The following is a 23,146-nucleotide window of genomic DNA, read 5'->3' on the forward strand; positions in this document are numbered from 1 at the left end:
CTAAAACAGAACCGTCCTGATAAATAGCTAGTTAACTTTTTTGTTGACTAGCTATTGTATTTTACGCCACCGAAGCATTCTAATTCCCATTGTTTTAGCTGTATTAAGTTTTAGCCAGAACCTGTCTAGCTGAAAGACTAGGGGAGGTAGTTGCTTGGGTTACTGAGCCAACAAGTACTGGATAATTGATTGCCTTAAATCGTTCTTTTATACACTCAATTCATGAATTGACTGAATAAACAAGCTGATTAGCTGTAAATTTACCAGGCGATTCCTAATCTTCCATGACCGATACAAACACGCCTGATAGTCAGGAAAACGACCATACGTCTAGTCATAGTCACCCCTTTCTAACTGGCGGGGGCGAAATGGGAGCCTTGATCAGAGCTCTTGATTGGTCGGAGACAGCTTTGGGTACGCCCGATATCTGGCCTCAAAGTCTGCGCACCACACTGAGCATTATTCTAAATTCAAAATTCCCCATGTTCCTGTTTTGGGGAGAACAACACCTTTGTTTTTATAATGATGCTTACCGGCCAAGTTTAGGTAAAGAAGGGAAGCACCCACAAGCGCTGGGCAAACCTGGGTCTGAGGTATGGCCAGAAATCTGGAACTTTATCAAGCCTCTGATTGAGCAGGTGCTTACGGGCCAGGGAGCTACCTGGAATGAAGACCAATTGCTCCCCATTTACCGCAATGGTAAGATGGAGGATGTATACTGGACCTTTAGTTACAGCCCTGTGAGCGATGAATCAGGGAAGCCTGCTGGCGTATTTGTCACCTGTTCTGAGACTACGGAGAAAGTAACAAACCTCAAACAACTTCAGGAAAGTAAGGATCAATTAACATTTGCCATCGATGCTGCCGAGTTAGGTACCTGGGACTTAAATCCGGTTACGAATAAGTTTACGGCAAATGCTCGCTTAAAAGAGTGGTTTGGGTTACTACCAGATGATGAAGTTGAGTTGCCGACGGCCATCAATGTTATTGCCGAACAAGATCGCCAACGGGTGAGCGAGGCCATTCAGCAGGCATTGACGTACGATTCGGGGGGCTATTATGAGGTGGAGTATACCATCGTCCATCCGCTAACTCAACAGGAAACGATCGTTAGAGCTAAAGGACGAGTTTCGTTTACGGATGAACAGGTGGCTTATCGCTTCAATGGCACGTTACAGGATATTACAAAAGAGAAAAAAGCGCAGCAGTTGGCCGATCTGGCCATAAAAAGCTCAGGGGCTGGCCTGTTTCGAGTGGATCTGCTCACCGAACAAATTGACTATACACCCGCCTATGCAGCTATCATTAGCGGAGACCCAGCTAAGAAAGCGCGGACCCGTTATGAGTTTTTAAACTATGTTCATCCCGATGACCGACAGGCACGGGAAAAAGCTACGAAAACTGGCCTTAAAACGGGCAAACTTGACTACACCGCACGGTTTATTTGGGACGATGGTTCGCTCCATTTCGTGAATGTGACGGGCGGCTTTGTCTATGATGAAACGGGCCGACCCATTACGTTTTCAGGGACGGTTAAAGACGTTACCGAATCAGAAAATCAGCGCCAGGCTTTGCGGAAAGTCGAAGAACAATTAGACCAGATTCAGCGCCAAAATGAGAATTTATTCCGGAATGTAACCAACAGTTCACCGACTGGCTTATGGCTGTCTGACGAGACTGGTGGGTTAACGTATCTCAATAAAACCCTGGTTGAGTGGACAGGAATGGCTTATGAAAGGCTGTTAGGTATTGGCTGGATTAGTGCCATCATTGAGGCCGATCGACAGCGGAGTTTAGCCGATTTTTTAGACGCTATTGCTGCCCGTTCGCATTATGATGTTCAGTTCAGGCTACAAAAAGGCGATGGGACCATTGTTTGGTGCCGCGCGGCTGGTGATCCGTATTATGAAGCAGATGGTCGTTTTGCGGGCTACGCTGGATACTGTATTGATATTGAGGAAATTGTATCGGGTCGGGAAGCACTCCTTCAAAGCGAATCCCGTTTTCGCTCGCTAATTAAGCAGGCGCCAGTGGCAACAGGTCTGCTTATGGGCCGGGAGCTTATTATTGAGTTGGCGAACGAACCCATGCTTGGTTTCTGGGGGAAGGGTGATACCGTATTTGGTAAACCTTTTGCCCACGTATTGCCCGAGCTGGAGGATCAACCGTTCATTAAGATTCTGGATGAGGTATATACGACAGGGAAAGCATATCAGGCAACCGCAGACCGTTGCGATTTAGTGATTCACGGGCAGCTGCGCACGTTTTACTTCAATTTCACGTACCAGCCGGTCTTCAATGAACGAGGAGAAGTTTATGCCATTTTAAACATGGCTGTTGATGTTACCGAACAGGTGCTAGCCCGCCAGGCAATCGAGGAAAGTGAGCGGTTTGCCCGAACGGTATTTTACAATTCACCCGTTGCCAAGCTGGTTTTTATTGGGCAGGATATGATTCTGCGGGAAGCCAATGAAAAGATGTTAGACATCTTTGGGCGCAATGCTTCGATCATTGGAAAGCCCGTGATGGAAACCGTTCCCGAATTGAAACGGACTGAGTTTCTGAATAAATACCGGGAAGTATTAGATACGGCACAAACCTCTATAGCCTGGGCGGAACACATAGAATTAGTCAGAAATGGGGAATCGTATTGGGGATTTTATGACTATACCTTCAAGCCTTTGCTTGATATAGATGGACATGTTAACGGGGTTATTTGCACGGTTATCGATGTAACCTCACAAGTTATTGCCCATCAGAAACTGGAGGAAGCAGAAGCCGGTCTTCGAGGAGCGATCGAATTGGCAGAATTGGGTACCTGGAGTATCGATGTAGCCACCGATCAGCTGACTTTTTCGGAGCGCATGATTGATTGGTTTGGGTATGACCCGCAGCAACAATCGTATAAAGACGTCATTCCAATTCTTGAGATTGAGGATCAGGAACGGATCACGCTGGCAATAAATCGGGCCTTAAATCCTGAATCAAACGGGATGTACGATGAAATCTTTACCGTCATTCATCCCAAAACCGGAACGAAACGAATCCTGCATGCTCAGGGAAAGGCCATCTTTAATGCCAATGGAATAGCCATTCGGCTGAATGGTACCGCTCAGGATATTACCATTCAGCAGGAACTCAAGCTAGCACTCGAAAACGAAGTACAGCTACGGACCGAAGAATTAGAGGCCGCCAATGAAGAATACGCAGCCATTAACGAGGAACTGGAGTCCAGCAATGAGGAGTACGCAGCCATCAACGAGGAACTGGAAGAAGCAAACCTACTCCTCAATCGTTCGAATGATAACCTGCAAAAGTTTGCCTACGTAGCTTCGCATGATTTGCAGGAGCCCTTGCGTAAAATTCAGCAATTCGGCGACTTGTTGTTGATCCGACAAAAGTCATTGTCGGGCGAAGAGTTAATGTATATCGAGCGGATGCAGTCGGCCGCCAGTCGAATGGCTACCCTAATTCGGGACTTGCTCGACTTTTCGCGGATATCCACCCAGCTTGAACTTAGCACGCCGGTATCACTCCATGCCATACTGGATCGGGTGCTAACCACACTAGAGTTGAGTATTGCCGAAACAAACGCAACGATTCATGTTAGCTCGTTGCCTACTATTTTGGGGGATGCTTCACAACTGGACCAGCTTTTTCAGAATTTGCTATCCAATGCGATCAAGTTTCGTCAGCCAACGCTGGCTCCGGTTATTCAGATTAACTGTCAGGCTGTGTTAGCAACGGAGCTGCCTTATTCAATTAAACCCACTAAGGCGGTCAGGGCCTATTATCGAATCGATGTAGCGGATAACGGAGTAGGGTTTGATGAGAAATACCTGGATCGGATCTTCCAGGTTTTTCAACGGCTTCATAGCAAAAACGCGTTTGCCGGAACGGGTATCGGTTTAGCAATTTGTGAACGAGTGGCGGCCAATCATGGAGGTGCCATTACCGCCAGCAGTCAGCCAGGGAAAGGATCGACGTTTAGTGTTTACCTGCCCGTATAATTCATATTATCTTTCGCTGAAGTGGTAAACGCCGTGCCACGGTTCGAACTTTGGCACGGCGTTTACCACTTTTACGAAAATTAATTGATTAGAATTTTGATTAATAGTTGACTGTAAATCAGTGTATTGTCTTTCTTGGAGAGTCTAATTTAAAAGAACTACTAAATTTTTTGTGACTATTGGGTAATTCCGTTATCTAAGAAATAGTACCCACCGTAGTCATTCATAAGCGTTATAACCAACCTAACAAACAAAGCCCCACCCGAAAGGAAGGGGCTTTGTCTGTTAACGTGATACTTATTTAACTGAAATTATGCCAAACCCGAAGGGTTGACAGGATTATAGCAGTTGGTAGGACGTCATTACGTAAAACCCCGAAGGGGTGTCACCCTTTCAGGGTTTTACCACCAGATATTACTCCATTTTCTACAATATTAGCATTCCTTCGGGATTAAAGAAACTCTACAACATAACAGGTATGGAGTATCTACACATCCTCATTTACGGGGAAATACTGCCCCATTTTCTACACTTGTTGTAGCGTGATAAAATTAATAAGCAGGTGTAATTTTCTGATTTTCAATGTATTGTGTTGTGCTAAATAGTTTGGCATAATTTAGGTTTACTATTAATCAACAAAGCGTATTAGCTGGCTGCAGGCAACAAAAAGCAGCATATTTATAGATTACATACTCAACTCAACGTTAAGAAAACTGAAAGAAAGAAGCTTGGTCATCACCAAGCTTCTTTTGCTTTACCCGTATAAAATCTAGTTGTGGTTTTACGCTCAGAAGAAGCTATCTAATCCAATAACCCTTCTTAGTAGGGCGAATTTGTTGTTGAATCGTGGGTAAATTATTGAATAGTGGAGACATCTGTAGCTTAACTTGTAAAAAGACAACGCCTTGATCAGAGATGATCAAGGCGTTAAAAATAAGTGACCTGACATAATTCAGGTCATTGTGCCAACTGGTACTATCCTCGTACAGTAGCAACAGCATCTTCGGCCAGCGCTACTGTTTTATCCCACTGTTTGCTTAGGCCTTTGGTTAATTCATTGGTTTTTTTGTCCAGAGCCTTTGCCATTTTTTTACGGTTTTTCTTACCTGAATCGGGGGCCGTTAGGTAACCAACAGCTAATCCTACAACAATGCCCGATAGTATACCTTTCAAATAATTTTTCATGATCTATTAACTTTTAGTGGTGAATGTATTACAAACTCATAGGCTGTAAAATCATGCCAGTCTTATCGAAATTACCTAAAAACCCTATATACAGTCTAAAAAAGCATTTTTGTTGGCTAACAGGCCAGAAATCACAGGCATCAGCTTGTGGTATTTGTTGCCCAGAAGTGGGGATATTTCCAGGAAATATGGAACTCAGTGCAGTAATGATGGTAACTTCCATGAAAACAAAGCCCCAACCAGATCGGAAGGGACTTTTTTCGTAAGTGACTCTTTGCTGGTTAGCATAGTCAAAAGATTAGTCATAAAAATACGCAATGTTAATCAGCCGTTATCTGTTAGGTATCGGCTGTTTTGTTTATCAGTATACGTGCTGCATGGGTGAATCGAGGCCGACGATGATGAGGACGATCGCTTATTATTATAATGTGCCCTGCAAATACTACGTCATTCGTCGTTGTATGCCCAGACTCCTGTTGTCATTCTGATAACCTCCAGCGACGCCAGCGATCGGGCTCATGCGTATGAGCTGGGAGCTAATAAATTTTTGGTCAAACCACTTAGTCTGGAATTACTCGGGCAAGTCGTCCACCATCTTCGAAAAGCATGGCACCTGGGCCAGTGAAGGTAAAACGCTATTCAGGGTATTGGCCAACAAAAAACGCTAACCCTAGCTGAATTAGCGTTTTTTCTATACATCTACAAAGCTTGCGCATATGTCCCGCATAGTGCAATCGAGAGGATATCGGTCAAGTTTCGTGCCAGATGCTTACTGGTTTTGGTGTATTGTGTCCATTTGAGTCATAAATCATGTTATTCATGGTTGAAAACACTATGTTTATGGGAACTGGCATATGATTTGCTAATATCGATTTTTCGTTAAAACAGAAGTGGAGACGTGTTTTAACATTGGTAGCTGCTTACATTTGACCTATACCCATGGGCTCTCCGATAGTAACTCTTTACTACCAATACACGGGCTCTAGTACTACCGTTAACTGGTTTCAGGGAATAAAAATGCGTGAAGAGTGCGCTCAAGTTGCCGAAACGATTGTTTATACTTTTTTTTGTCGACTAACGTATAGAAATTTAGTAGCAACAAATCTCAACTGTCATGAAATCATTAAGTTATACCATCCTAACGTTGATGCTGATTATCGGAAGCCACCTTCCCTCGCTAGGCCAGCGTAAATTCTCCCTTTCGGTGAGCGTGGCTCCGACCTATAGCCATTCAGATGCTAAATTGGTCGTGCCTATTGCCGACCCAGCTACCCAGTTACCGTCAACAGAAGTAGTGACTAAAGCACATAGCGTTGGCTATTCGTTTGGCGTAATGGGCCGATACGATTTTTCGGCAAAATGGTCTGTCTCAACAGGACTCTGGGTTACTCATTCATTATCATCGAGTATTGATGTCAATGAGAATGGTTCGTCGTTTACACTTACCTACCCTTACAGTCACCCGTTTACGTTTGCCTATAAAATACCGTTGTTGATTAATTATCGGCCATTGACCACGCGACTTTCGCCTTATTTGTCGGCGGGCGCTACTGGCGATATCAGAAGTAAAACGTATGCGATACTGGGAGACGGTCAGGAGATTCCCGTAAGTTTCGGCAAAGCTATGGTCGTTACTCCGTTGTTGGGCTTGGGCGGTAGTTATCGATTTAACGATCGTATCTCGCTGATTGTACAGCCCACCATTCAGTACGATGTACAATCTCGCCCTTCTTATGAGTACTCCCATACCTATCAGTTAAGCCTTCAGACACAGCTGATGTATCATTTCTGATGTTGTCTGATCGTGAGTTTGGATAAGGCTAGCGCATGCTAAAGTCGTCGTAGTGAAATCGGCGCTGGTCAAATTGGTAGGAATTCAAGCCCTTTCGTAAACATTGCGCGAAGGCGGGCGGGCCGCAGAACCAAAAACTACAGTTACTAAAACTACCCACAACAGCTTGTATTGAATCGACCGTCAAATACTCTTTTTGGATGGAGTTCAAATGGTAGAAATTAACACCACTTTGTTGACAGAGCAAGGCCAGCGAAGCTGGAAATAAAGTTTCCTGGCCGCTTCGTGTAGAATACCAGAAATCAATTGGTTGTGTAGTACCGCCCTGATTGGCTAGATACGCCAGGCGGGCTAGAAATGGAGTAATGCCGATGCCGCCAGCAACCCAAATCTGCCGCTCGCTGGAATCGTTGAAGGTAAACTCACCGTACGGGCCTTCAACGTCGACCGACTGCCCAACCTGAAGCTGATGAAGTAAGTTGCTTGTGAAGTTACCCAGCTCTTTAATGGCTAAGCGCAGCCGAGTTGGGTCATCTCCCGACGAAGCGATCGTGAATGGATGCGGTTCGTTGTCGTGGGCAAATCGGAGAAAAGCATATTGGCCGGGTTGATGAATCAACGGTTTTTTAAGAGTTGCCAATTGTATCTCCAGAATGCCATGCGGGTGTTCGTCAATGTGCTGAATAACAGCGGTTGTTTTGCGTGCTGCGCCGATTTGCTGGAAAAACCCAATGAGAGCCGCCACGACACCGATGGCCAGTAGCATTAACAGTAAATAGCCTGAAGGTGTTGTAAACCAGCGTTCTTTGAGCGGGGCAGTTGCTCCATGATAAGCCGCGATCAGAAAAATGCCCGGAAAAAGTTTGTGTGATTTTCGGAAGATGTGGTACGGAATCCTTGTAGATAAGGCAATTAGTATCAGGATAATGAGGGCGTAAAATACCCACTCTACCAGAAATGTACCGCTCGTAAAAAGGCCAATCTCCAGGTCTGAAAAATCACTGCCATCAGTCAACTCTCCCGGATTCGGAATAACCCCCAATTCTACTAGCCATTCCGGGGTTTTTTCGCCGAGCCAGTGGAGAATGACGAGTATAGCCGAAACGATTCCGGTCCATTTATGAACGATATAAGCTTTATCTAAGCCACGCATCCAGTGATTGACCACTGGGAGACGCACTGAAATAACCATCGACACCACCATCAGTGATATAGCTGAAAGTCCGGTTAAGTACACAAATTGCTCCCGAAACTCCCAGCTGGTCGGATTGGCTATCAGGTGCTCAGGGCCGGGCGATAGGGAAAAAATCAGGCACGCGATTCCCAAAGCTCCAGCGATCCATTTAGTTGTTGTTGTCATACGTGATGAAAAGAGAGTAGGAGAGTTGCGCGCGATTCATGACGGCGGCTTTCCTAGTTGTTTTGCTGCGACAAAACTAGGGCGTTGTTGAGCCTTCAGACGATAACATTTGTTACAAAATAGGGCAGGTCTACGATTTTTTCCGGGCGAGTTTCTGTTTGATCCGGCTCAAATGAACCCGGCTAATTCCCAGATAAGAAGCAATATAATGCTGAGGTACGCGCTGCACAATGTGCGGGCGATGCGTTAACAGCGCCAAATACCGTTCTTGCGGAGTATCCCGAACAAAGGACAGAAAATGTTGCATGTAGTGCAGCGTCCGATCAAACATGGCTTCCAGGATTTGCTCCCGTATATCAGTCCGTTCACTTACTTCGGCCAGAATCCAGTCAAGATCTGTTTTGTCGATCCACCAAAGTGTACAGGGCTCCACGGTTTCGATGGCAAACAGGCTGGGAATACTCTTCTTAAAGCTTTCGATGGAAGAGACTGTATTGTTTTCAAAAAAGAACTGGAAGGTAGTTTCTTCGCCTTTGTTGGTAAACCATACGCGTAAACAACCTTTTTCAATCAGGTAGGCTTTTCGGGATACCTCGCCTTCTCGTAACAGAATGGTACGGGCTGGCACGTCGATCCGGTTAAAGCACGTTACGTAGGCGTCCCATTTTTCGGGTGGGAACGGAAACCTCGTTCTAAATTTTTCAAGCATATCGACAGATTAATGGAGCCAGCTTGTTTCTACTAAATATCTGCTATAATACGCAACCAGATTAGGATATTGTAAGTTATTCAACCAGGCTGACTTCCTGGAGTCAATTTTGTAAATTAAGCTATGAAAACAAGCAAATGGTCGAACGAGCTGTCAATATTGACCCAACTGGCCTCCACACTTAAGCTGGTTGATTCGGTATTGAATCGAACCATTGAGCATTCTCAGATACAGGGACATACCGACTATGTGAATGAACATAAAGTGCGACTTGCTGAAGTACAGGAGAAGCTGAATGAAGTTAATCACGAGTGTCAGGGGCTTGCTTTGTTGCATGAAGCGGCTGTGTTGACGGGCAATTATACGGAATCACCCAATCGTTAAGTACCCTATAACAAGCGAAAAGGTCATACGCCAATCCATGGATTGACGTATGACCTTTTCATTTATATCCGGCAATAGTTAGTAGAAACGTTGCTTTTCGGCTTCCCTCCGCTGAACTATAAAACTGCGCCTAATTCGTGTTTTGTTTGGTTAATAATGGGACGATTTCTGGCCAGTAATTACACAATATCCAGTGGGTATTGTTTGTGCCTCTGAAGGCAAACAGTAGCGAGGACGCCGTTTGGGGAGAAGCTGTTGTAAGGACAAAACTTAATGTATAATGAATAGAATCCAGTTCAGACCGACTGAATTCATTGCCCCAACCACGAGGCAATACGCCCGGAAATTCTACCTCAGTAGCAATTAATGTTTTGATGTACTCTTTGAGCAGGCCAGTGTTCGTTTGACTGTTCATGGTAGTAAAGTTATCTACATATGGTGACTAAGGTTTACTTGTTTCTGATTTATGGGCTGGTAGCAACATACGATTTTTTTAAAAGTCTGGATTTGTAACCTCTGGTTTTCGTGAAAAAATTAAAAATTGATAAAGATTCATGTAGACCCATGGATAAACATGTGATGACTACTAGCATCTTAAAAAAGGTCAAACGAGAGATAGGGCAGGTGAGATTAGCCTCAATTAATTGCTTAATTTCAGTACAATATGTTTAGCTAAGACTTCTCCCTCCCGTGTATCAAGCCAGCAAACAGATCGATCAATGATCTACTGGGGAGTGGCCTGGTAAAATCGATTTTATCGATTCCTTCGATTCTATGGAATTGATAATCAGAAACTATAGCGTTAAAAGAAACGATAGAATCTAGTTTAATGAGTACCAGTAGCTGTCGCTTTTTTGTCGCTTCTGCTGCTTCACGGTCATATGCCGTGTGTCGGTATTGGGTGAGTGAGTGATAAACTATTGATTCAGTAACAGACTGATTTTGTGGAGTAAATCTGCTTGTGGAAGCAATTGAAGCCAAGAGCAGGCCAGTAGAGCAAGCCAGTAAGGAAGTAGATTTTTCTGCCATCGAACAGGCCATTGGCCAATCCAAAGGAGACTTGCCATTAGAAAACAAAAAGTAAAAGGAGCCATCAGACGTAAGTTTGGGTTGCTGAAAGGACTCATGGTTCGTAACGAAAATAAGGTCAATAGATACAAACAGGCAGTAAGTATAAATAACCCGGATAATCGGTTGAGTTGTGGAGCCTTTTCGTTGGGTAATTGATTTCGCCGAAGTTTTCTGTAGGCAGTGCTAAACAGTATGACCTGAATTGCCAAACCAACCCAGGCCAGTTTAGTTGAATCAGTAGGCGCAAAATCCCGGATGAGCAGGCATTCGTTCAAAAGTGCCCAGGCGAAAATTCTCGTCAATTCGAACGCTGATTCGGTTGAAACAAATCGCTCACCCCCGAAATACGAGCCCGAGAGTTGTTGGTTTATCCAGAAATACACACTTAGGCCACTCAGGCCAATCAAGGTGATCAAGAGCAGCTTTGGGCTTATTGAACGCGCTGGCAATGATCCCAAACGAGGTTGGGTTTGGCGTGGGAAGAACCTGAGCAACATTGCTAGCAACCCTGTTATCCCAAAGACAAAGCCACCTACATACCGGATGAGGAATAAACTATACCCAATGAGCGAAAGAACTAATACCCGACTGACAATAGGCTTTAACAAAAATTGATGAAATGCCCAAACCCATTCGGCCAGTAAGACCAGAAATACCGTTTCGCTCCAGGTATAAACCGCGATTTTTAGAAAGCTTCCAAGTGCCCAAATTGACAATACCCAGACTGCCTGAGCTATGGCCAGCCTGCGAGTCCAGCAGTAACCATAGGTGCCAATTGCAGCAAAGTTGACCAGCTTTGAGGCAACTAAAATGGGTAACCCTGTCAAGCTAGATACGATGGCTATCAGTGCCGAATAGCCAATCGGAAAAATCCCATTCCAAATCAATTCTCCCTCTTCAGTAATCACGTAGCCACGGCCAGCCAGAAGATTGGCTGCCGATTGGAGATAATAACCAGAATCAATGCTGGTGAATCGGTTTGGATTGAGCAGAATAAGGCTTGCCATTACAGCACCCAGGCTACCATACGTAGCCAACAGAAAATGTCGCTGACTCATCGATTTAGAATAATCCGGCCTGTCAGATGCACAGAACTCGGAGTTGGTAAATCGACACCATCGATCTGGTAGAGATAGACACCATTGGGAAGTTTCGCGCCATCATCAGATGTCCCATTCCAGAACCACTCGTTCAATCCAACTCGCGGGGAGCCACGCAACGTGCGGATAGGGCGACCGGCTAAATCGCTTATGCGAACCCTCAGATTCGTCGGGGCAGTAGCACCGGTAACCGAAACGACGAATCGGATTTGGTTGGTAAATGGATTGGGGTAAGCGCCCACTTCGATTAGCTCAGGCTGATTTTTGACCGAAAAATGAATTCGGTAAGGAGCCGCACGATTCCCACTTAAATCGCTCCCGGTGGCTACAAACGTATACAGGCCATCTGCTAACGGCTTGCCTGGTTGATAACTGAGTCGGAAGGCGTTGGTACTGTCGGCGGTTGCCCAGTGGGTTTCAGAACCACTAAAGATAAGTCGTTCGTAAGGACAACCACCTGTCGGACAGGGACGTTGCAGGTATAAGTCTACTCCTGATGTGTCAGTTCGCAGCAAACGTCGGTTTTCATCCTGCACCAACACATCGATCACTGGGCGAGCGGATACAAGGTCGCCATCACCGATGCGCTTTCCATCAAAGGCGACTTCGAGCAGTGGGGGTGTTGAGTCGATGCTGAAAGGGAGCCCGTTTGCCGAACCATCGGTGCTGATTTCGACGCTGTTATTCAACTCATTGCATTCGGCGATCTGGTTTTCAGGATCGAGGACTAACTCAAAATAGGAGGAAAGCGTAGGCGCGTGACGATTAGGTATTAACCAGCTTAAGGTGTCGGCATAGAAGGGTGATTTTTCAGTGAAAAGGCGTTCAGTAAGCAACTGCCCATTTGCTGCATACTGCCGAATACGTACTGGTAATGGGCTGCCTGTTACCTGACCATAGTTGACAAGTACGACGGAAATACGAACCGAATCCGATTGGCTGGTTAGTGAATCGCCCCGGCTGTTGTGGAGGTGCAAACTGCCTGTGGCAAAGGAAAAATCGGGACTGGAATAAGGGAAAACGCGCACGGCCGGATCACCTTGTAACGTCATTTGCTGGGCCGTGGTGATGTCGAAGATCGAGTTGTTTGTTTTCAGATAACGCCGGATAGTTTCCTGCTGAATAAGGCCAATAGGCTGGCCAACGAATTGACTATCAGAAAGTACTTCGTATAGTTTATCCGAATAGCTTTTCAGGGGCGTAGCGAATCCATTGTAGGTATGGGCCAGAAAAAGTATCGCCCCTCGATTGGGGGTGAGAACCCAGTCGGTGCCGAACGTTGGCCTGCCGAAAAAGGTATTACCTGCCGCGCAGCCATTGACTAGCAAAAACGGATAACGGCCTTTATTTCGGTAGCCCAGGATATCATTACTGACAAAGCCAATGTCGATATCAGCGACATCCAGACTCGAATGACCGAACAGTGTAATCAGGCCAATGCCCTGATTGATAATCTCCGAAACGGGCAGCGTCTCAACCAGATTGTCGGTTTGTTTGGACAAGGTTGTCACGCGACCACCCGCAAATGGCGCTTCGATAACAGACTTAAACTCATCGACGAAGCTACGGAATTCCAGTAATTCATAGCGGTTGCGGCCCCCGCTCAGATGGAGAACGTTTTTGCGCCAAAGTGCTGCTTCAGCGGTGTTTTCATGTTCTTTAACCTTGTTCAGATAATCCAGCACGCTTTGTGAACTAGCTGTATTTAAGCGCCCGATGGGCATGGCTGGTACATTGGCTAATTCGCCGTTCAACCCTTCGACCAGACCTATATCGGAACCCGGCCAACCCGCATTCGGGATTAAATCCAGTAGCGGTGCATCGGGCAATTTTCGCACGCTCTGTGGATCGCGGGATTGCCCAATCAGAAACAGAAATTGAGGTCTGGAGCTTCCTCGCAACATATAATCTGCAAATCGACGGATAGCTAATGGGTGACGTTCGCCATAGCTAAACTGATTGAACAACTGGTCGATATTGAGCGTCAGGGTGTCATATTGGCCTCCTGCGTCAGAAGCTCGGTAGGTAGCATACGCCCGAACGGGGTCAGCTTCGGTTGCTGTTGGTTTCCTGAGTAATGGATGGGTGATGATCAGGAAGTTAGGCTTGCTTGGGTCAATCTGGCGGAACGAAACGGGCCTTATTGTCAAAACAGTTTTTGGCTGGCTCGTTGCCAGCAACGTTCGGCCTGTTTGAGCGTTCTGGATGACGCCCTGCCAATGGTCATTCGCCCAATTTCCCTGTACCCTAACTGGATTGTTGAGATCGCTTATGTCGAATAATTGAGTTCCGGTTGGGGCAGTCGTAAGGTCGAGAAAAGAACGACCTTCGGCGTTGGTACGAAGTCGGAGGACTTTCTGCTCCATGCCAGTCAGATCGGTAGGTTGTGGGTATTGAACTCGTATATAAGAAACCGAAACTTCTTCGCCTGTTTCCTGTGGCTGAATACTGACTATCAGATTTCCCAAAGGATCTAAATCGGTAGCCCGCAAATTAGCCTCAAGCTGTGCCGTTTCGTAATCACCAAAACTTGCCTGTCCAAGCGCTCTAAGCGTTGTTGTTGATGAGCCCGCCAGACAACTTACCCGATGCCCGCCCGCATTTCTTCCCACCAGTAGGTAACTTAGTATAGGCTTAATCGGATTGCCATTCTGATCTGAAACTGACTTGAACTTGGTGAGCGAAAAGGTTTGGTCGTATCGGTCAGGTGCTTTTACGAGTAGCCCCGTCCAGCCTTCGCCCGTGTCGTAATTTGTGAGGATGGCCCCGTTTTCATAACGCGCACCCAATGGGTAAATCGAGCCTGCCGGGTAGGTATCCGTAAAAATTCGCAGCTCTTCTTCCCAATGATACGGTTCGGCTGTTAGATGGTTGTAGGCCGTATCGGTATAAGTAGCCATACGCTTGCCGGGTTTGCCATCAAGTCGCCAGGTGAGGAAATAAGCGGATGTATCGCTGAAGAGACTGTAGTAGGTGTGAGGTTGTACTCGACGTTGACTCGATTCATCGATACGATAGAGTAATGAGTCTTGTGTGCCATCATTCTTTCGGCCATAAAACTCAATAAAGTCGTTGGCATCGAAGCGTTTATCGGATTCGCCTGCAATGGAAATAGCCTGTTCAATTCCTCGATGGAACAGTTGAATTGTTGTTGGATCTAGTTGATCGACTGCTAGCCCCGCCTGCTGTAAGTCGGCTTTGGTGAGTCGACATAGGCCATCTTCGGTAACTGAAATTTTGTAGTAGGTTTGCGTATAAACTATCCAGCGTGTTGGGTCGGGATTATCTTTTTCCGTTTGGGCGCTTACTGGCCTATAAACCAGTAGACTAAGTGCATAAACAAGAGGCTTGATAACCTGTGCTGTTCGAGAAAGGAAATCAATAAGGTGGGTCATAAGTGACAAAACGTAGGCTTAAATGCACTTGTGACTTAGACGTACAAAGCATTTACAAAGTAATGTCACTCTGTAATTAAAAATGATTGTTTGTGGGGCTAGTACTGAGCGTAAGTGCCTGGTTACCGAAATTGGTTTCCTGGTTGGGTCTGTTTATTGATGTAGGTGCGCGTACAGATCTGCTGCGTTATTTCCATATATTCGGCCGGAGAAAGAGCAACGTTATGAAAATTCTGATCATTGAAGATGAAGTTAAAACGATTCAGAGCATCAAACAGGGGCTCGAAGAGCACCAATGGGAGGTCGATATAGCGTATGACGGTACTATAGGACTTCAACTGGCTACCCGATCGGCTTATGCGCTTGTCATTTGCGACATTATTCTGCCTGGCATGAATGGTCTGGAACTGGTTCGAAAGCTTCGGGAAGCCAATATTTCGGTTCCTGTGCTGCTGCTGACCGCTCTGGGAACAACCGACGATAAAATTGTGGGTCTCGACGCCGGAGCCGACGATTATCTGGTTAAACCCTTTGAATTTCGGGAGCTAATGGCGCGGGTCAGAGCGCTGACTCGCCGGAATCATGGGCTGGTTCCCGTTACGAATCTGCTGAAAATAGCTGATTTAGAGCTGAATCCTGATACGAAGCAAGTAATACGTGCCGGGAAAGAAATTGCACTGACCGCCAAAGAGTTTCAGCTCCTTGAGTACTTTTTACGCCATCAGGGACGCGTGATTTCCAAGGTTGAACTGGCAGAGAAACTATGGGATCTGACGTTCGATACAGGTACCAACATCATTGAAGTCTACATCAACTTCCTGCGTAAAAAGGTCGATAAAGATTTCGAGCCTAAATTGCTCCATACCCAAATCGGCATGGGCTATGTTGTAAAGTTACTGTCGTAATGATCAATATTCGCACCCGGCTCACGTACCAATTTGTCTTTCTGGTCACGCTAATCCTGCTGTTTTTCTCATTGGGAGTCTATTTCTTCAGTAAACTCTACCTCGAAAAACGATTTTACAAACGGCTTCAGGATCGTGCCATTACAACAACAACGCTTCTTTTTGATTTACAGCAAACCGATAGTACGGTTTTGAAGCTCATCGATGCGGGTGGAAAGGAGCCTTTGCTCAATGAGAACATTTCGGTGTACAACGGAAAAAACAGGGAAATTCTATTTTCGACAAATCCCGCGAATACCCAGTTTCACGAGCAGTTTATTAACCAACTGGATTCGACAGCCCAGACATTATACCTGCAAAAAGATGAATACCAGATTGTGGCGATTCATTTGACGAGCGGAAACGGCAATAACTGGGTGGTTGTCAGTGGAATTGATCAGGCAGGTAGGGAAGGGTTGGAGGATCTGAAGCGAATCCTGATCGTCATGATTCTAGTTGCCATTTTGTTGCTGGGTATCTCGGGCTGGCTATTTGCCGATCGGGCGCTGGCTCCCATGTCGGGCATTGTTCAGCAGGTTAATACGATCTTTCCGGCTAACGTAGAGCGGAGAGTAGAGCACCCAAACCGGTCCGACGAAATAGGGGTGTTGGTGGCTACCTTCAATCAATTACTCGACCGCATTGAGCAAGCGTTGAAAACGCAGAAAATGTTTATTGCCAATGTATCGCACGAGTTGAAAAACCCCCTGACGAAGATCAATTCGCAGATCGATGTGGCACTTATTCAGAAACGAAACCCCGAAGCTTATGAACGAACGCTCCAATCACTACAGGAAGATGCGCGTTCGCTAACCCAACTGACCAATACCTTGTTAGAGCTGGCAAATACGTCTATTCAGGCCAATAAATTACCCTTCGAACCCGTGCGGATGGACGAACTGCTTTGGGAAACAAAAACCCAGTTGCAGTCCTGGCATGACGATTACGTAATCCAGCTCACATTCACTGATTTTCCGGACGATGAAGAGGCTTTGATTGTTCAGGGTAATCGGGCGTCGCTTAGTGTTTTGCTGATGAATCTACTGGATAATGCCTGTAAATTTTCGCCCATAAAAACAGCTTCGGTAAACTTCCGATCTAAAGAAGGAAGAATAACGATAACCGTTTTTAACGAAGGGCCGCAGATACCACAGGCAGATCTACCCTATCTATTTCAGCCATTTTTCCGAAGTAATGCCACGGCTATGTCGAGTCGGGGGCATGGTGTGGGACTTGCCGTTGTCGCACAAGTTACTCAGATTCATCAGGGAGATATTGCTGTAACCTCAACGCCCAAAGGCACTACCTTTACGCTTACGCTTTCCTGCATCGAGTGATTTTAAGGAGATAGAACGCTGATTTTTATGATCACTAGGATAGGTTAAAATCATAACTGCTTCATAATCATCCTAAAAATCAGCGTTCTATCATTTTAAGGTAAATTTAAAGTGAGATTAAGTCCTAATTAAGTTGGGTGTCGTTGCTTTGCAGACAACCACTCAATCAGGGCAATGGACGTACAGGTAACAAATGAGAAACAAGGAGCACTGAATATGGCAGTAGGTGCTTTAATTGGTATTCTGGCCTTGTTGCTCTACCTGTTCCTTGGCTCCCGAAACGAAACGCTCGAAGTTCAAAAGCTCCTGACGTCCAAAGTCGAGCAGTTTGCCTCTACACAACTGAAACTCGATTCGATTTCAACCGTACTCGATCAGAAAATTGTTGAAGTGCGTAAGCTCGGCGGTAATGTGGCTGAACTGGAGCGAATTCGGCGGCAACTAGCGACTGATAAAAAGAGACTCAAGTATGATCTCAGCTTCTCGATTCAGAAATACACCCTAAAAATTCGGGATTACAAAAACTTCCTGGCACTGCACGAAGCCGACGTTCTTAAACTAAAAGACGAAAATGGCTCACTGCGAAGCCGCACCCGCGCGCTTGAAGAAGAAAAAGAAACGATCCTCAGCGAAAACGAAGGCTTAAAGCATGAAAAAGCAGAATTAGCCAAAACAGTGGTCGATTACTCGCTTCAGAATGCCGACCTGGCCAATAAAATAACGATGGCCTCTGCCATGAAAGCCGTTAATGTTGAGACAGTTGCAGTGTCAGCCAATGGTAAGGAACGGCGGGGAGGAAGCTACAAAGCATCGCGCATCGACCGACTGAAAGTTACGTTTATCATGCCCTCCAACCCTGTAGCGACCAAAGAAAATAAGGAAATCTACCTGCGCTTATTGGATGCTAATGGCGCTGTTGTTAGCGAAAGTGGTGTCGGCGGAATCTTGCTCTATGAAGGTCATGAGCTTGGCTACAGCATTCGTCAAACGGTGCCATTTGAGAATAATGATCAGCGGGTCGATATCTTTTTTCGGCGTGATGGCGTCTACAAACCAGGAACTTACACAGCCGAGTTGTATTCGGAAGGGCTTCGTATTGGCGGAGGTCGCTTTGACGTGAAGTAATAAACTCGCCCAGTTGTTCAGCCTTAAAAATTAACTCCACGTTCAGAATATGGAAGCACTTTTTCAACATATAGATCAACTGTCAAGAGGGGTCAAAGCGGAAGGAAAACAGCTGATTCGCAGATATCGGGAATTTCCACTTGCCTATACCGTCATTGTGTATCTGTTTTTCTCAATGGCATTTAGCTACTATCCCATGGTCGACCATTGGCTGACGGGCTTTATCATGATGAGTTTACCATTGGCTATTCCCTGCGGATTAGCCGCTTGTATTTACCTGTTTTTCAAACAAAAGCAGATGATCGCCACGGCAGGACTGATTTGGGTTTTGTTCTCGTTTCTGGTGATGAAACGATTGGTCGGATCAAATGGGAGCGAGCTGGCCATGAGTCAGGCACAAACGCTGAATGTGCTGAGCTTTAACAGCGAAACATTCCCTACCAGCGCCCAAAACGGATTTAACGCGTCTTCGCTGAAAGCCGATATTGCCTGTTTTCAGGAATATTCGCCCAATGCGCAGATCGAAAATCAGTACGATGACCACGTTAAAAAGTTGAGTTGCTTTGATCAGGGACGAGAAATAGGGCTAGCGTTATTTTCCAAATACCCAATTGTTAATCAGTACGGTCGAATCTGGAGTCGAACACTCGCGCCCGACATTAACGGATTCATCTGTGCCGATATAGCCTACGGAGCTGATACCATTCGAGTGGTGAATGTCCATTTGTGGTCAATGGGTGTGCGTACCAATGAAGCAATCAGTGCCTTAAAGGCAGGCAATTTTAGCCAATTTGCTTCTGGCCTTGTCGACACGTTTACCAAATTGAAAGAGGGTTTCGCAAATCGGAATGAGCAGTTTAAAGAAGTAGAAACCTACGTAGCTGGTAGTCGGTACCCGGTCATCATTTGTGGTGATTTCAACGAGACGCCCATGGGCTATTCGTACGGAAAGCTAAGTCAGAACTTCAGAAATGCATTCGAAGAAGCTGGTCAGGGACTGGGCTTTACCCTGAACCGGCACCCCTATTGTGCCCGAATCGATCAGCAGTTCGTTAGTTCCGACTGGCACATTAAAGCTTGTCAGACATTATCTGATATTTCCTTTTCCGATCATTTCCCAGTGCTGGCGCAGTATGTATTAAAGAAATCATTAACCGTACCTGCCGAAGTACTTGCCCACCGCAAATCCATTAGCCATTTAGTGGCGAAGAATTGATGTGTAGCCTGGACGTCCACGTCCGGGTCTGAACGCGTTTGATTTTATCCGGATTTACCCGGACGTGGACGTCCAGGCTACAACTTATTTCGACTCCCCCGATAAAGGCACAAGTTGGGCAGACAGGTTAGGCGTTTTCATGTCCTTGTCGAATGGAAACATAGGGCGCTTAATTCGTTTATAAGGCAATCGGGCCAGATCCTGATTAACACCGCCCGGCGTTAGGGCCATAATCCAGCCAGTTTGCATGGCATACAATTCCGGCTCCAGATAGCCAATTTTCACAACGACGATATCTGCTTTGCGAGGGGCAAGACCCAAACGGGTAAAATCAATTTCCTTGTGGTAAGGCTTACGTTTTTGGGTGGTGATGATGTGCAGACTGCCCACTTTAATAACCGCTTCAACCTCCGCGTCTTTATCGCCGTAAACGATTGATTCTACTGTTCCTTTTAGGGGAACAGGCGGAGCAAAGCGAGCATCGACTGCTGCTCCGGCAGTTCCTTCAACATGACCGCCAACGCCAGCGGCAATTGCCTTTTTGATCAGCTCAGGTGCTGGAATAGACGCGTAAATCAAGGAGGGACCATCTGCCCGCTGAAATTCTGGTCGGGCGAGTAGTTGAGTGAGCGTCCAGGTTACATCACCTGCCCCACCCGCCGTCGGATTATCGCCCGTATCGCTGATAAAAAAGGGATGCTTGGTACTACTTAATGCATCCGCCAGGCATTTATCCAGCGAACCGACAGGTGCTACAAAGTCGAATTGGTTGCGTACGTTCCAGAAATCGAGCGCTAGTTTCTCTGCTGCCTGCGTCACTTTTGCCTTATCATCACCGGTTACCATCACGACGGCATGATTGCGAGGCTCATCGGCCCAGGCGTAACCAATCCAGATAGCCGCATCGACAATTCCGTTTTTATGATCGGCAATAGGTTCTACCTCGTGATACAAACTTTTACCCGGTTCGATGCGCGTACTCGTTTTTTCGCCGGGAAGCAGAATCGGTACGGGTATCCAGGCTTTATAGGCAGGTTTCCCTTTACCCGTCTTGATACGCTCAAGCAGATTCGTAACGGCCCGCTCCTTGGTTTGCATGGCATCTTCGTGGGGTGCCATCCGATAGCAGGTAATCAGATCGGAGTTTTGCGCCAATCGCCAGGAGACGTTGCCGTGCAGATCCATCGAGGTGGACACCAGTGTTTTATACCCAATGACTTTCCGGATTCGGTTCAGGAAATCCCCTTCCGGATCATCCAGCCCTAAAACGCTCATGGCCCCGTGAATGTCAAAGTATAAGCCATCGTAAGGGCCGTATTTCTTCAGCGAATCCAGTGTTTTGTTGACCAGTGACTCATACGCTTGCCGGGTTACGGCCCCGCCCGGAAGCGATTTCCCAACAATGGCTGGCAGCCAGATCGCCTGTTTGCGCAGGGGCGAAATGGGCATCATAAAGGGGTAAGCATTGAACACTTCTGGCCCATAGCGGGCATGAAAGGCCTCTTCCTGTGTGAGAGCAGGGGAGAACGTACTGGATTCGATACCCAAACCCGCTATGGCGATTCGTGGTAAAGTTGTTGCAGTAGCATTTGATTGAGAAAAACCGTGCGTAAAGGCAGAAAAACAGGCAAGAAGCCCCAGGAAGATATGTTTCATACCCCCAAGTTAATCGTTTTTCCAGCTCATCCTATTGGTTTGCCAGTTGCCGCTGAGCAAGAATAGAAAGTACAGAAGGGGCACGTCGTCGGGCAATTTCAATCTGAGTTTGATCGGCCATGACAATGTAATTCGTATCTCTTGAATTTTCTGCTGGTTTGCAGGACGAAATATATGCCTGATTGATAAGTGTTTTTTTATGAACGCGTAGAAATGTAGGCCATTGATCCGCAAACCATTTTAATGTTCGGCAAGAAAGGATAACGGCTCCATTTGCCATGTGTAAATAACAATAATTAATGTTTCCTGTGAGATAAAGCACTGTCTGCGGGTCGTAATGATGCTCTCCGCGTTTGCCGAGAAGTCGTTTCATGGTTTTGTTGAGTTTGGTGGATAATCTCTTTGAAAGCAAACCAACTAGTACGTGCAATTTATTGATCCTACTTTTTACTGGAAAAGTAATATACTAAAAAAGGCCATAAATATGGCATGAAGCGACTAATACATCAATTTTTTTCTTTTAAATGGTAGGTGGATGGATAACTAAAAAGTTTAAACCTATAAGGTCTGCTGTACGACCTAAAGCTATGTAGTGTATAGCGACATTTAGTTTAGTATTTTTGTTCTTTGACAAGACGGTTAACATGTATGGGACGCGCCATTGAAATGGGCCAGCGAGAGCAACTTATGGCCCTTAAACAAAAAGGACTTAGTCTGGCGACAATCGCTCAGCAACTCGACCTGCCTTTTGCTACAGTACGTAATCTGTCTGCTCGCTATAGGAGGCAGGGACATTTACAGGTTGGCTACGCCAACTGCGGCCCTAAACAACGGCGGAGCGAAGGACTTCTGGAGCGAGCTAGTCTGTGGCTCAAACGCCATCATCCTACCTGGGGAGCACCCCTGATTCACCAGCAACTGCTTCAACGCTACGGACCCCAGCGAACGCCTTCGGTACGTACCCTCCAGCGATGGTTTCGCCAGCAACACCTTACCAAGCCCCGCCAGCAGCCAGTCCAAGTTCATATTGGACAAGCGAAGGCGGTTCATAATATTTGGCAGGTGGATGCCAAAGAGAACTTAACCCTGGTCGACGGGCAGCCAGCCTGTTACCTAACGATCACCGACGAACACAGCGGAGCCGGTCTGGAAGCGTTGGTTTTCCCCCCACAAACGCATTAGCCAAGTGCCCCTTGAGCAAGTCCGTCAACGACTCATTGAGACGTTTGCCCGCTGGGGTAAGCCGGGGGCCATGCGCGTCGATAATGGCTTACCGCTAGGTGCCCCTTCGGGCCAACTTACCCCTGTCTTGGCCCTATGGCTCATTGGGATTGATGTGGATATGATTTGGAACAAGCCCCACTGCCCCCAACAAAACGGGCGCGTCGAGAAAATGCAGGACACCACAGCTCGCTGGGCTGAGATCAATAAAGCCGCCGATCTGACTGATTTGCAGCTACGCTTGCAAGCTAGCCTGGTTCTACAGCGAACTCGTTATCCCGTGCATCGGCTGGCAGGCAAAAGCCGACTGGCCGCTTATCCTACTTTGGAAACAAGTCGTCGAGCTTACAGCCCAGCCGACTTCTCCATTGAGCGTGTGTACTGTTTTCTGATGCCTAAACTTTATACACGAAAAGTCTCCGTGAGTGGGCAAATCGTCCATTTTGGCAAGGTTTACAGTGTGGGCTTATCCTTTGGCCATCAGTGGGTTCAGCTACGGCTGAGAGCTGATGGCCAAAGCTGGCAGGTTCTCTCTGACTACAAGGTGGTCAAAGAACTAGCGGCCACCACTCTGACTGAGCAATGCATCCAAAAGTTAACCGTCTTTCAAAGAACAAAACACCAAACTTAATGGCGCGAGC

The 23,146-nt window shown here is 46.4% G+C and carries 17 protein-coding genes; 9 read left to right on the forward strand and 8 right to left on the reverse strand.

Annotation, left to right across the window (positions count from 1 at the left end; all coding sequences use genetic code 11):
* The first annotated feature begins 284 nt into the window (after window positions 1–284).
* Window positions 285–4,010: a PAS domain S-box protein gene (locus H3H32_RS37330; protein WP_240543673.1), complete on the forward strand. Its 3,726-nt coding sequence runs from the start codon at window positions 285–287 to the stop codon at window positions 4,008–4,010.
* A 975-nt stretch (window positions 4,011–4,985) separates the two neighbouring features.
* Here H3H32_RS37330 and H3H32_RS06365 read toward each other — a convergent pair.
* A complete protein-coding gene (locus H3H32_RS06365) occupies window positions 4,986–5,195 on the reverse strand; it encodes a YtxH domain-containing protein (protein WP_182461857.1) in 210 nt (69 codons plus the stop codon).
* 1,114 nt (window positions 5,196–6,309) lie between these two features.
* Here H3H32_RS06365 and H3H32_RS06370 point away from each other — a divergent pair.
* Window positions 6,310–6,987: a porin family protein gene (locus H3H32_RS06370; protein ID WP_182461859.1), complete on the forward strand. Its 678-nt coding sequence runs from the start codon at window positions 6,310–6,312 to the stop codon at window positions 6,985–6,987.
* A gap of 28 nt (window positions 6,988–7,015) precedes the next feature.
* Here the strand turns inward: H3H32_RS06370 and H3H32_RS06375 are convergent, their stop codons facing one another.
* Entirely contained in the window at window positions 7,016–8,347 is a 1,332-nt protein-coding gene (locus H3H32_RS06375) for a ferredoxin reductase family protein (RefSeq protein ID WP_182461865.1), read from the reverse strand.
* A gap of 130 nt (window positions 8,348–8,477) precedes the next feature.
* Window positions 8,478–9,056: a Crp/Fnr family transcriptional regulator gene (locus tag H3H32_RS06380; protein ID WP_182461867.1), complete on the reverse strand. Its 579-nt coding sequence runs from the start codon at window positions 9,054–9,056 to the stop codon at window positions 8,478–8,480.
* Between the two features lie 123 nt (window positions 9,057–9,179).
* On the opposite strand from H3H32_RS06380, the gene H3H32_RS06385 reads away from it, so the two are divergent.
* Window positions 9,180–9,440, forward strand: a complete 261-nt coding sequence (locus H3H32_RS06385; RefSeq protein WP_182461869.1) for a hypothetical protein — start codon at window positions 9,180–9,182, stop codon at window positions 9,438–9,440.
* A 130-nt stretch (window positions 9,441–9,570) separates the two neighbouring features.
* Here the strand turns inward: H3H32_RS06385 and H3H32_RS06390 are convergent, their stop codons facing one another.
* The 3 genes from H3H32_RS06390 to porU2 all read right to left on the reverse strand — a co-directional run bounded on the left by H3H32_RS06390 (window position 9,571) and on the right by porU2 (window position 15,006).
* Window positions 9,571–9,855 (reverse strand): hypothetical protein, encoded by a 285-nt coding sequence (locus tag H3H32_RS06390; protein ID WP_182461871.1) that lies wholly within the window; start codon window positions 9,853–9,855, stop codon window positions 9,571–9,573.
* Window positions 9,856–10,357: 502 nt separating this feature from the next.
* On the reverse strand, window positions 10,358–11,569 hold the full coding sequence (locus H3H32_RS06395) for a hypothetical protein (RefSeq protein WP_182461873.1): 1,212 nt from the start codon (window positions 11,567–11,569) through the stop codon (window positions 10,358–10,360).
* Entirely contained in the window at window positions 11,566–15,006 is a 3,441-nt protein-coding gene (gene porU2, locus H3H32_RS06400; RefSeq protein ID WP_182461875.1) for a putative type IX secretion system sortase PorU2, read from the reverse strand. The genes H3H32_RS06395 and porU2 overlap by 4 nt, the downstream gene beginning before the upstream one ends.
* Window positions 15,007–15,230: 224 nt before the next feature.
* On the opposite strand from porU2, the gene H3H32_RS06405 reads away from it, so the two are divergent.
* From H3H32_RS06405 to H3H32_RS06420, 4 genes are all read left to right on the forward strand, one after another.
* On the forward strand, window positions 15,231–15,911 hold the full coding sequence (locus H3H32_RS06405) for a response regulator (RefSeq protein WP_182461877.1): 681 nt from the start codon (window positions 15,231–15,233) through the stop codon (window positions 15,909–15,911).
* Entirely contained in the window at window positions 15,911–17,287 is a 1,377-nt protein-coding gene (locus H3H32_RS06410) for a sensor histidine kinase (protein WP_182461878.1), read from the forward strand. The genes H3H32_RS06405 and H3H32_RS06410 overlap by 1 nt, the downstream gene beginning before the upstream one ends.
* Before the next feature lie 174 nt (window positions 17,288–17,461).
* A complete protein-coding gene (locus H3H32_RS06415; protein WP_182461880.1) occupies window positions 17,462–18,412 on the forward strand; it encodes a DUF8428 domain-containing protein in 951 nt (316 codons plus the stop codon).
* A 49-nt stretch (window positions 18,413–18,461) separates the two neighbouring features.
* Window positions 18,462–19,628 carry an endonuclease/exonuclease/phosphatase family protein gene (locus tag H3H32_RS06420; protein WP_182461882.1) on the forward strand — a complete coding sequence of 389 codons (1,167 nt, stop codon included), beginning with the start codon at window positions 18,462–18,464 and terminating at the stop codon, window positions 19,626–19,628.
* Between the two features lie 84 nt (window positions 19,629–19,712).
* On the opposite strand, the gene H3H32_RS06425 is transcribed toward H3H32_RS06420, so the two are convergent.
* On the reverse strand, window positions 19,713–21,284 hold the full coding sequence (locus H3H32_RS06425; RefSeq protein ID WP_182461884.1) for a M81 family metallopeptidase: 1,572 nt from the start codon (window positions 21,282–21,284) through the stop codon (window positions 19,713–19,715).
* A gap of 31 nt (window positions 21,285–21,315) precedes the next feature.
* Window positions 21,316–21,657, reverse strand: coding sequence for a LytTR family DNA-binding domain-containing protein (locus H3H32_RS06430; protein WP_182461885.1), 342 nt, complete (start codon window positions 21,655–21,657; stop codon window positions 21,316–21,318).
* Window positions 21,658–21,932: 275 nt separating this feature from the next.
* Here H3H32_RS06430 and H3H32_RS06435 point away from each other — a divergent pair, with 275 nt between their 5' ends.
* Together H3H32_RS06435 and H3H32_RS06440 are read left to right on the forward strand one after the other, a co-directional pair.
* Window positions 21,933–22,466, forward strand: a complete 534-nt coding sequence (locus H3H32_RS06435) for a COG3415 family protein (protein WP_182461887.1) — start codon at window positions 21,933–21,935, stop codon at window positions 22,464–22,466.
* Between the two features lie 4 nt (window positions 22,467–22,470).
* On the forward strand, window positions 22,471–23,136 hold the full coding sequence (locus H3H32_RS06440) for a hypothetical protein (RefSeq protein ID WP_182461889.1): 666 nt from the start codon (window positions 22,471–22,473) through the stop codon (window positions 23,134–23,136).
* Window positions 23,137–23,146: the final 10 nt, after the last annotated feature.

Source organism: Spirosoma foliorum (assembly GCF_014117325.1).
GTDB classification, from domain to species: Bacteria; Bacteroidota; Bacteroidia; order Cytophagales; family Spirosomataceae; genus Spirosoma; species Spirosoma foliorum.

What these genes read in the sequence shown, in the direction of transcription:
- H3H32_RS37330 (WP_240543673.1), top strand. Translation starts at nt 285, where the DNA reads ATGACCGATACAAACACGCCTGATAGTCAGGAAAACGACCATACGTCT.
- H3H32_RS06365 (WP_182461857.1), bottom strand. Translation starts at nt 5,195, where the DNA reads ATGAAAAATTATTTGAAAGGTATACTATCGGGCATTGTTGTAGGATTA.
- H3H32_RS06370 (WP_182461859.1), top strand. Translation starts at nt 6,310, where the DNA reads ATGAAATCATTAAGTTATACCATCCTAACGTTGATGCTGATTATCGGA.
- H3H32_RS06375 (WP_182461865.1), bottom strand. Translation starts at nt 8,347, where the DNA reads ATGACAACAACAACTAAATGGATCGCTGGAGCTTTGGGAATCGCGTGC.
- H3H32_RS06380 (WP_182461867.1), bottom strand. Translation starts at nt 9,056, where the DNA reads ATGCTTGAAAAATTTAGAACGAGGTTTCCGTTCCCACCCGAAAAATGG.
- H3H32_RS06385 (WP_182461869.1), top strand. Translation starts at nt 9,180, where the DNA reads ATGAAAACAAGCAAATGGTCGAACGAGCTGTCAATATTGACCCAACTG.
- H3H32_RS06390 (WP_182461871.1), bottom strand. Translation starts at nt 9,855, where the DNA reads ATGAACAGTCAAACGAACACTGGCCTGCTCAAAGAGTACATCAAAACA.
- H3H32_RS06395 (WP_182461873.1), bottom strand. Translation starts at nt 11,569, where the DNA reads ATGAGTCAGCGACATTTTCTGTTGGCTACGTATGGTAGCCTGGGTGCT.
- porU2 (WP_182461875.1), bottom strand. Translation starts at nt 15,006, where the DNA reads ATGACCCACCTTATTGATTTCCTTTCTCGAACAGCACAGGTTATCAAG.
- H3H32_RS06405 (WP_182461877.1), top strand. Translation starts at nt 15,231, where the DNA reads ATGAAAATTCTGATCATTGAAGATGAAGTTAAAACGATTCAGAGCATC.
- H3H32_RS06410 (WP_182461878.1), top strand. Translation starts at nt 15,911, where the DNA reads ATGATCAATATTCGCACCCGGCTCACGTACCAATTTGTCTTTCTGGTC.
- H3H32_RS06415 (WP_182461880.1), top strand. Translation starts at nt 17,462, where the DNA reads ATGGACGTACAGGTAACAAATGAGAAACAAGGAGCACTGAATATGGCA.
- H3H32_RS06420 (WP_182461882.1), top strand. Translation starts at nt 18,462, where the DNA reads ATGGAAGCACTTTTTCAACATATAGATCAACTGTCAAGAGGGGTCAAA.
- H3H32_RS06425 (WP_182461884.1), bottom strand. Translation starts at nt 21,284, where the DNA reads ATGAAACATATCTTCCTGGGGCTTCTTGCCTGTTTTTCTGCCTTTACG.
- H3H32_RS06430 (WP_182461885.1), bottom strand. Translation starts at nt 21,657, where the DNA reads ATGAAACGACTTCTCGGCAAACGCGGAGAGCATCATTACGACCCGCAG.
- H3H32_RS06435 (WP_182461887.1), top strand. Translation starts at nt 21,933, where the DNA reads ATGGGACGCGCCATTGAAATGGGCCAGCGAGAGCAACTTATGGCCCTT.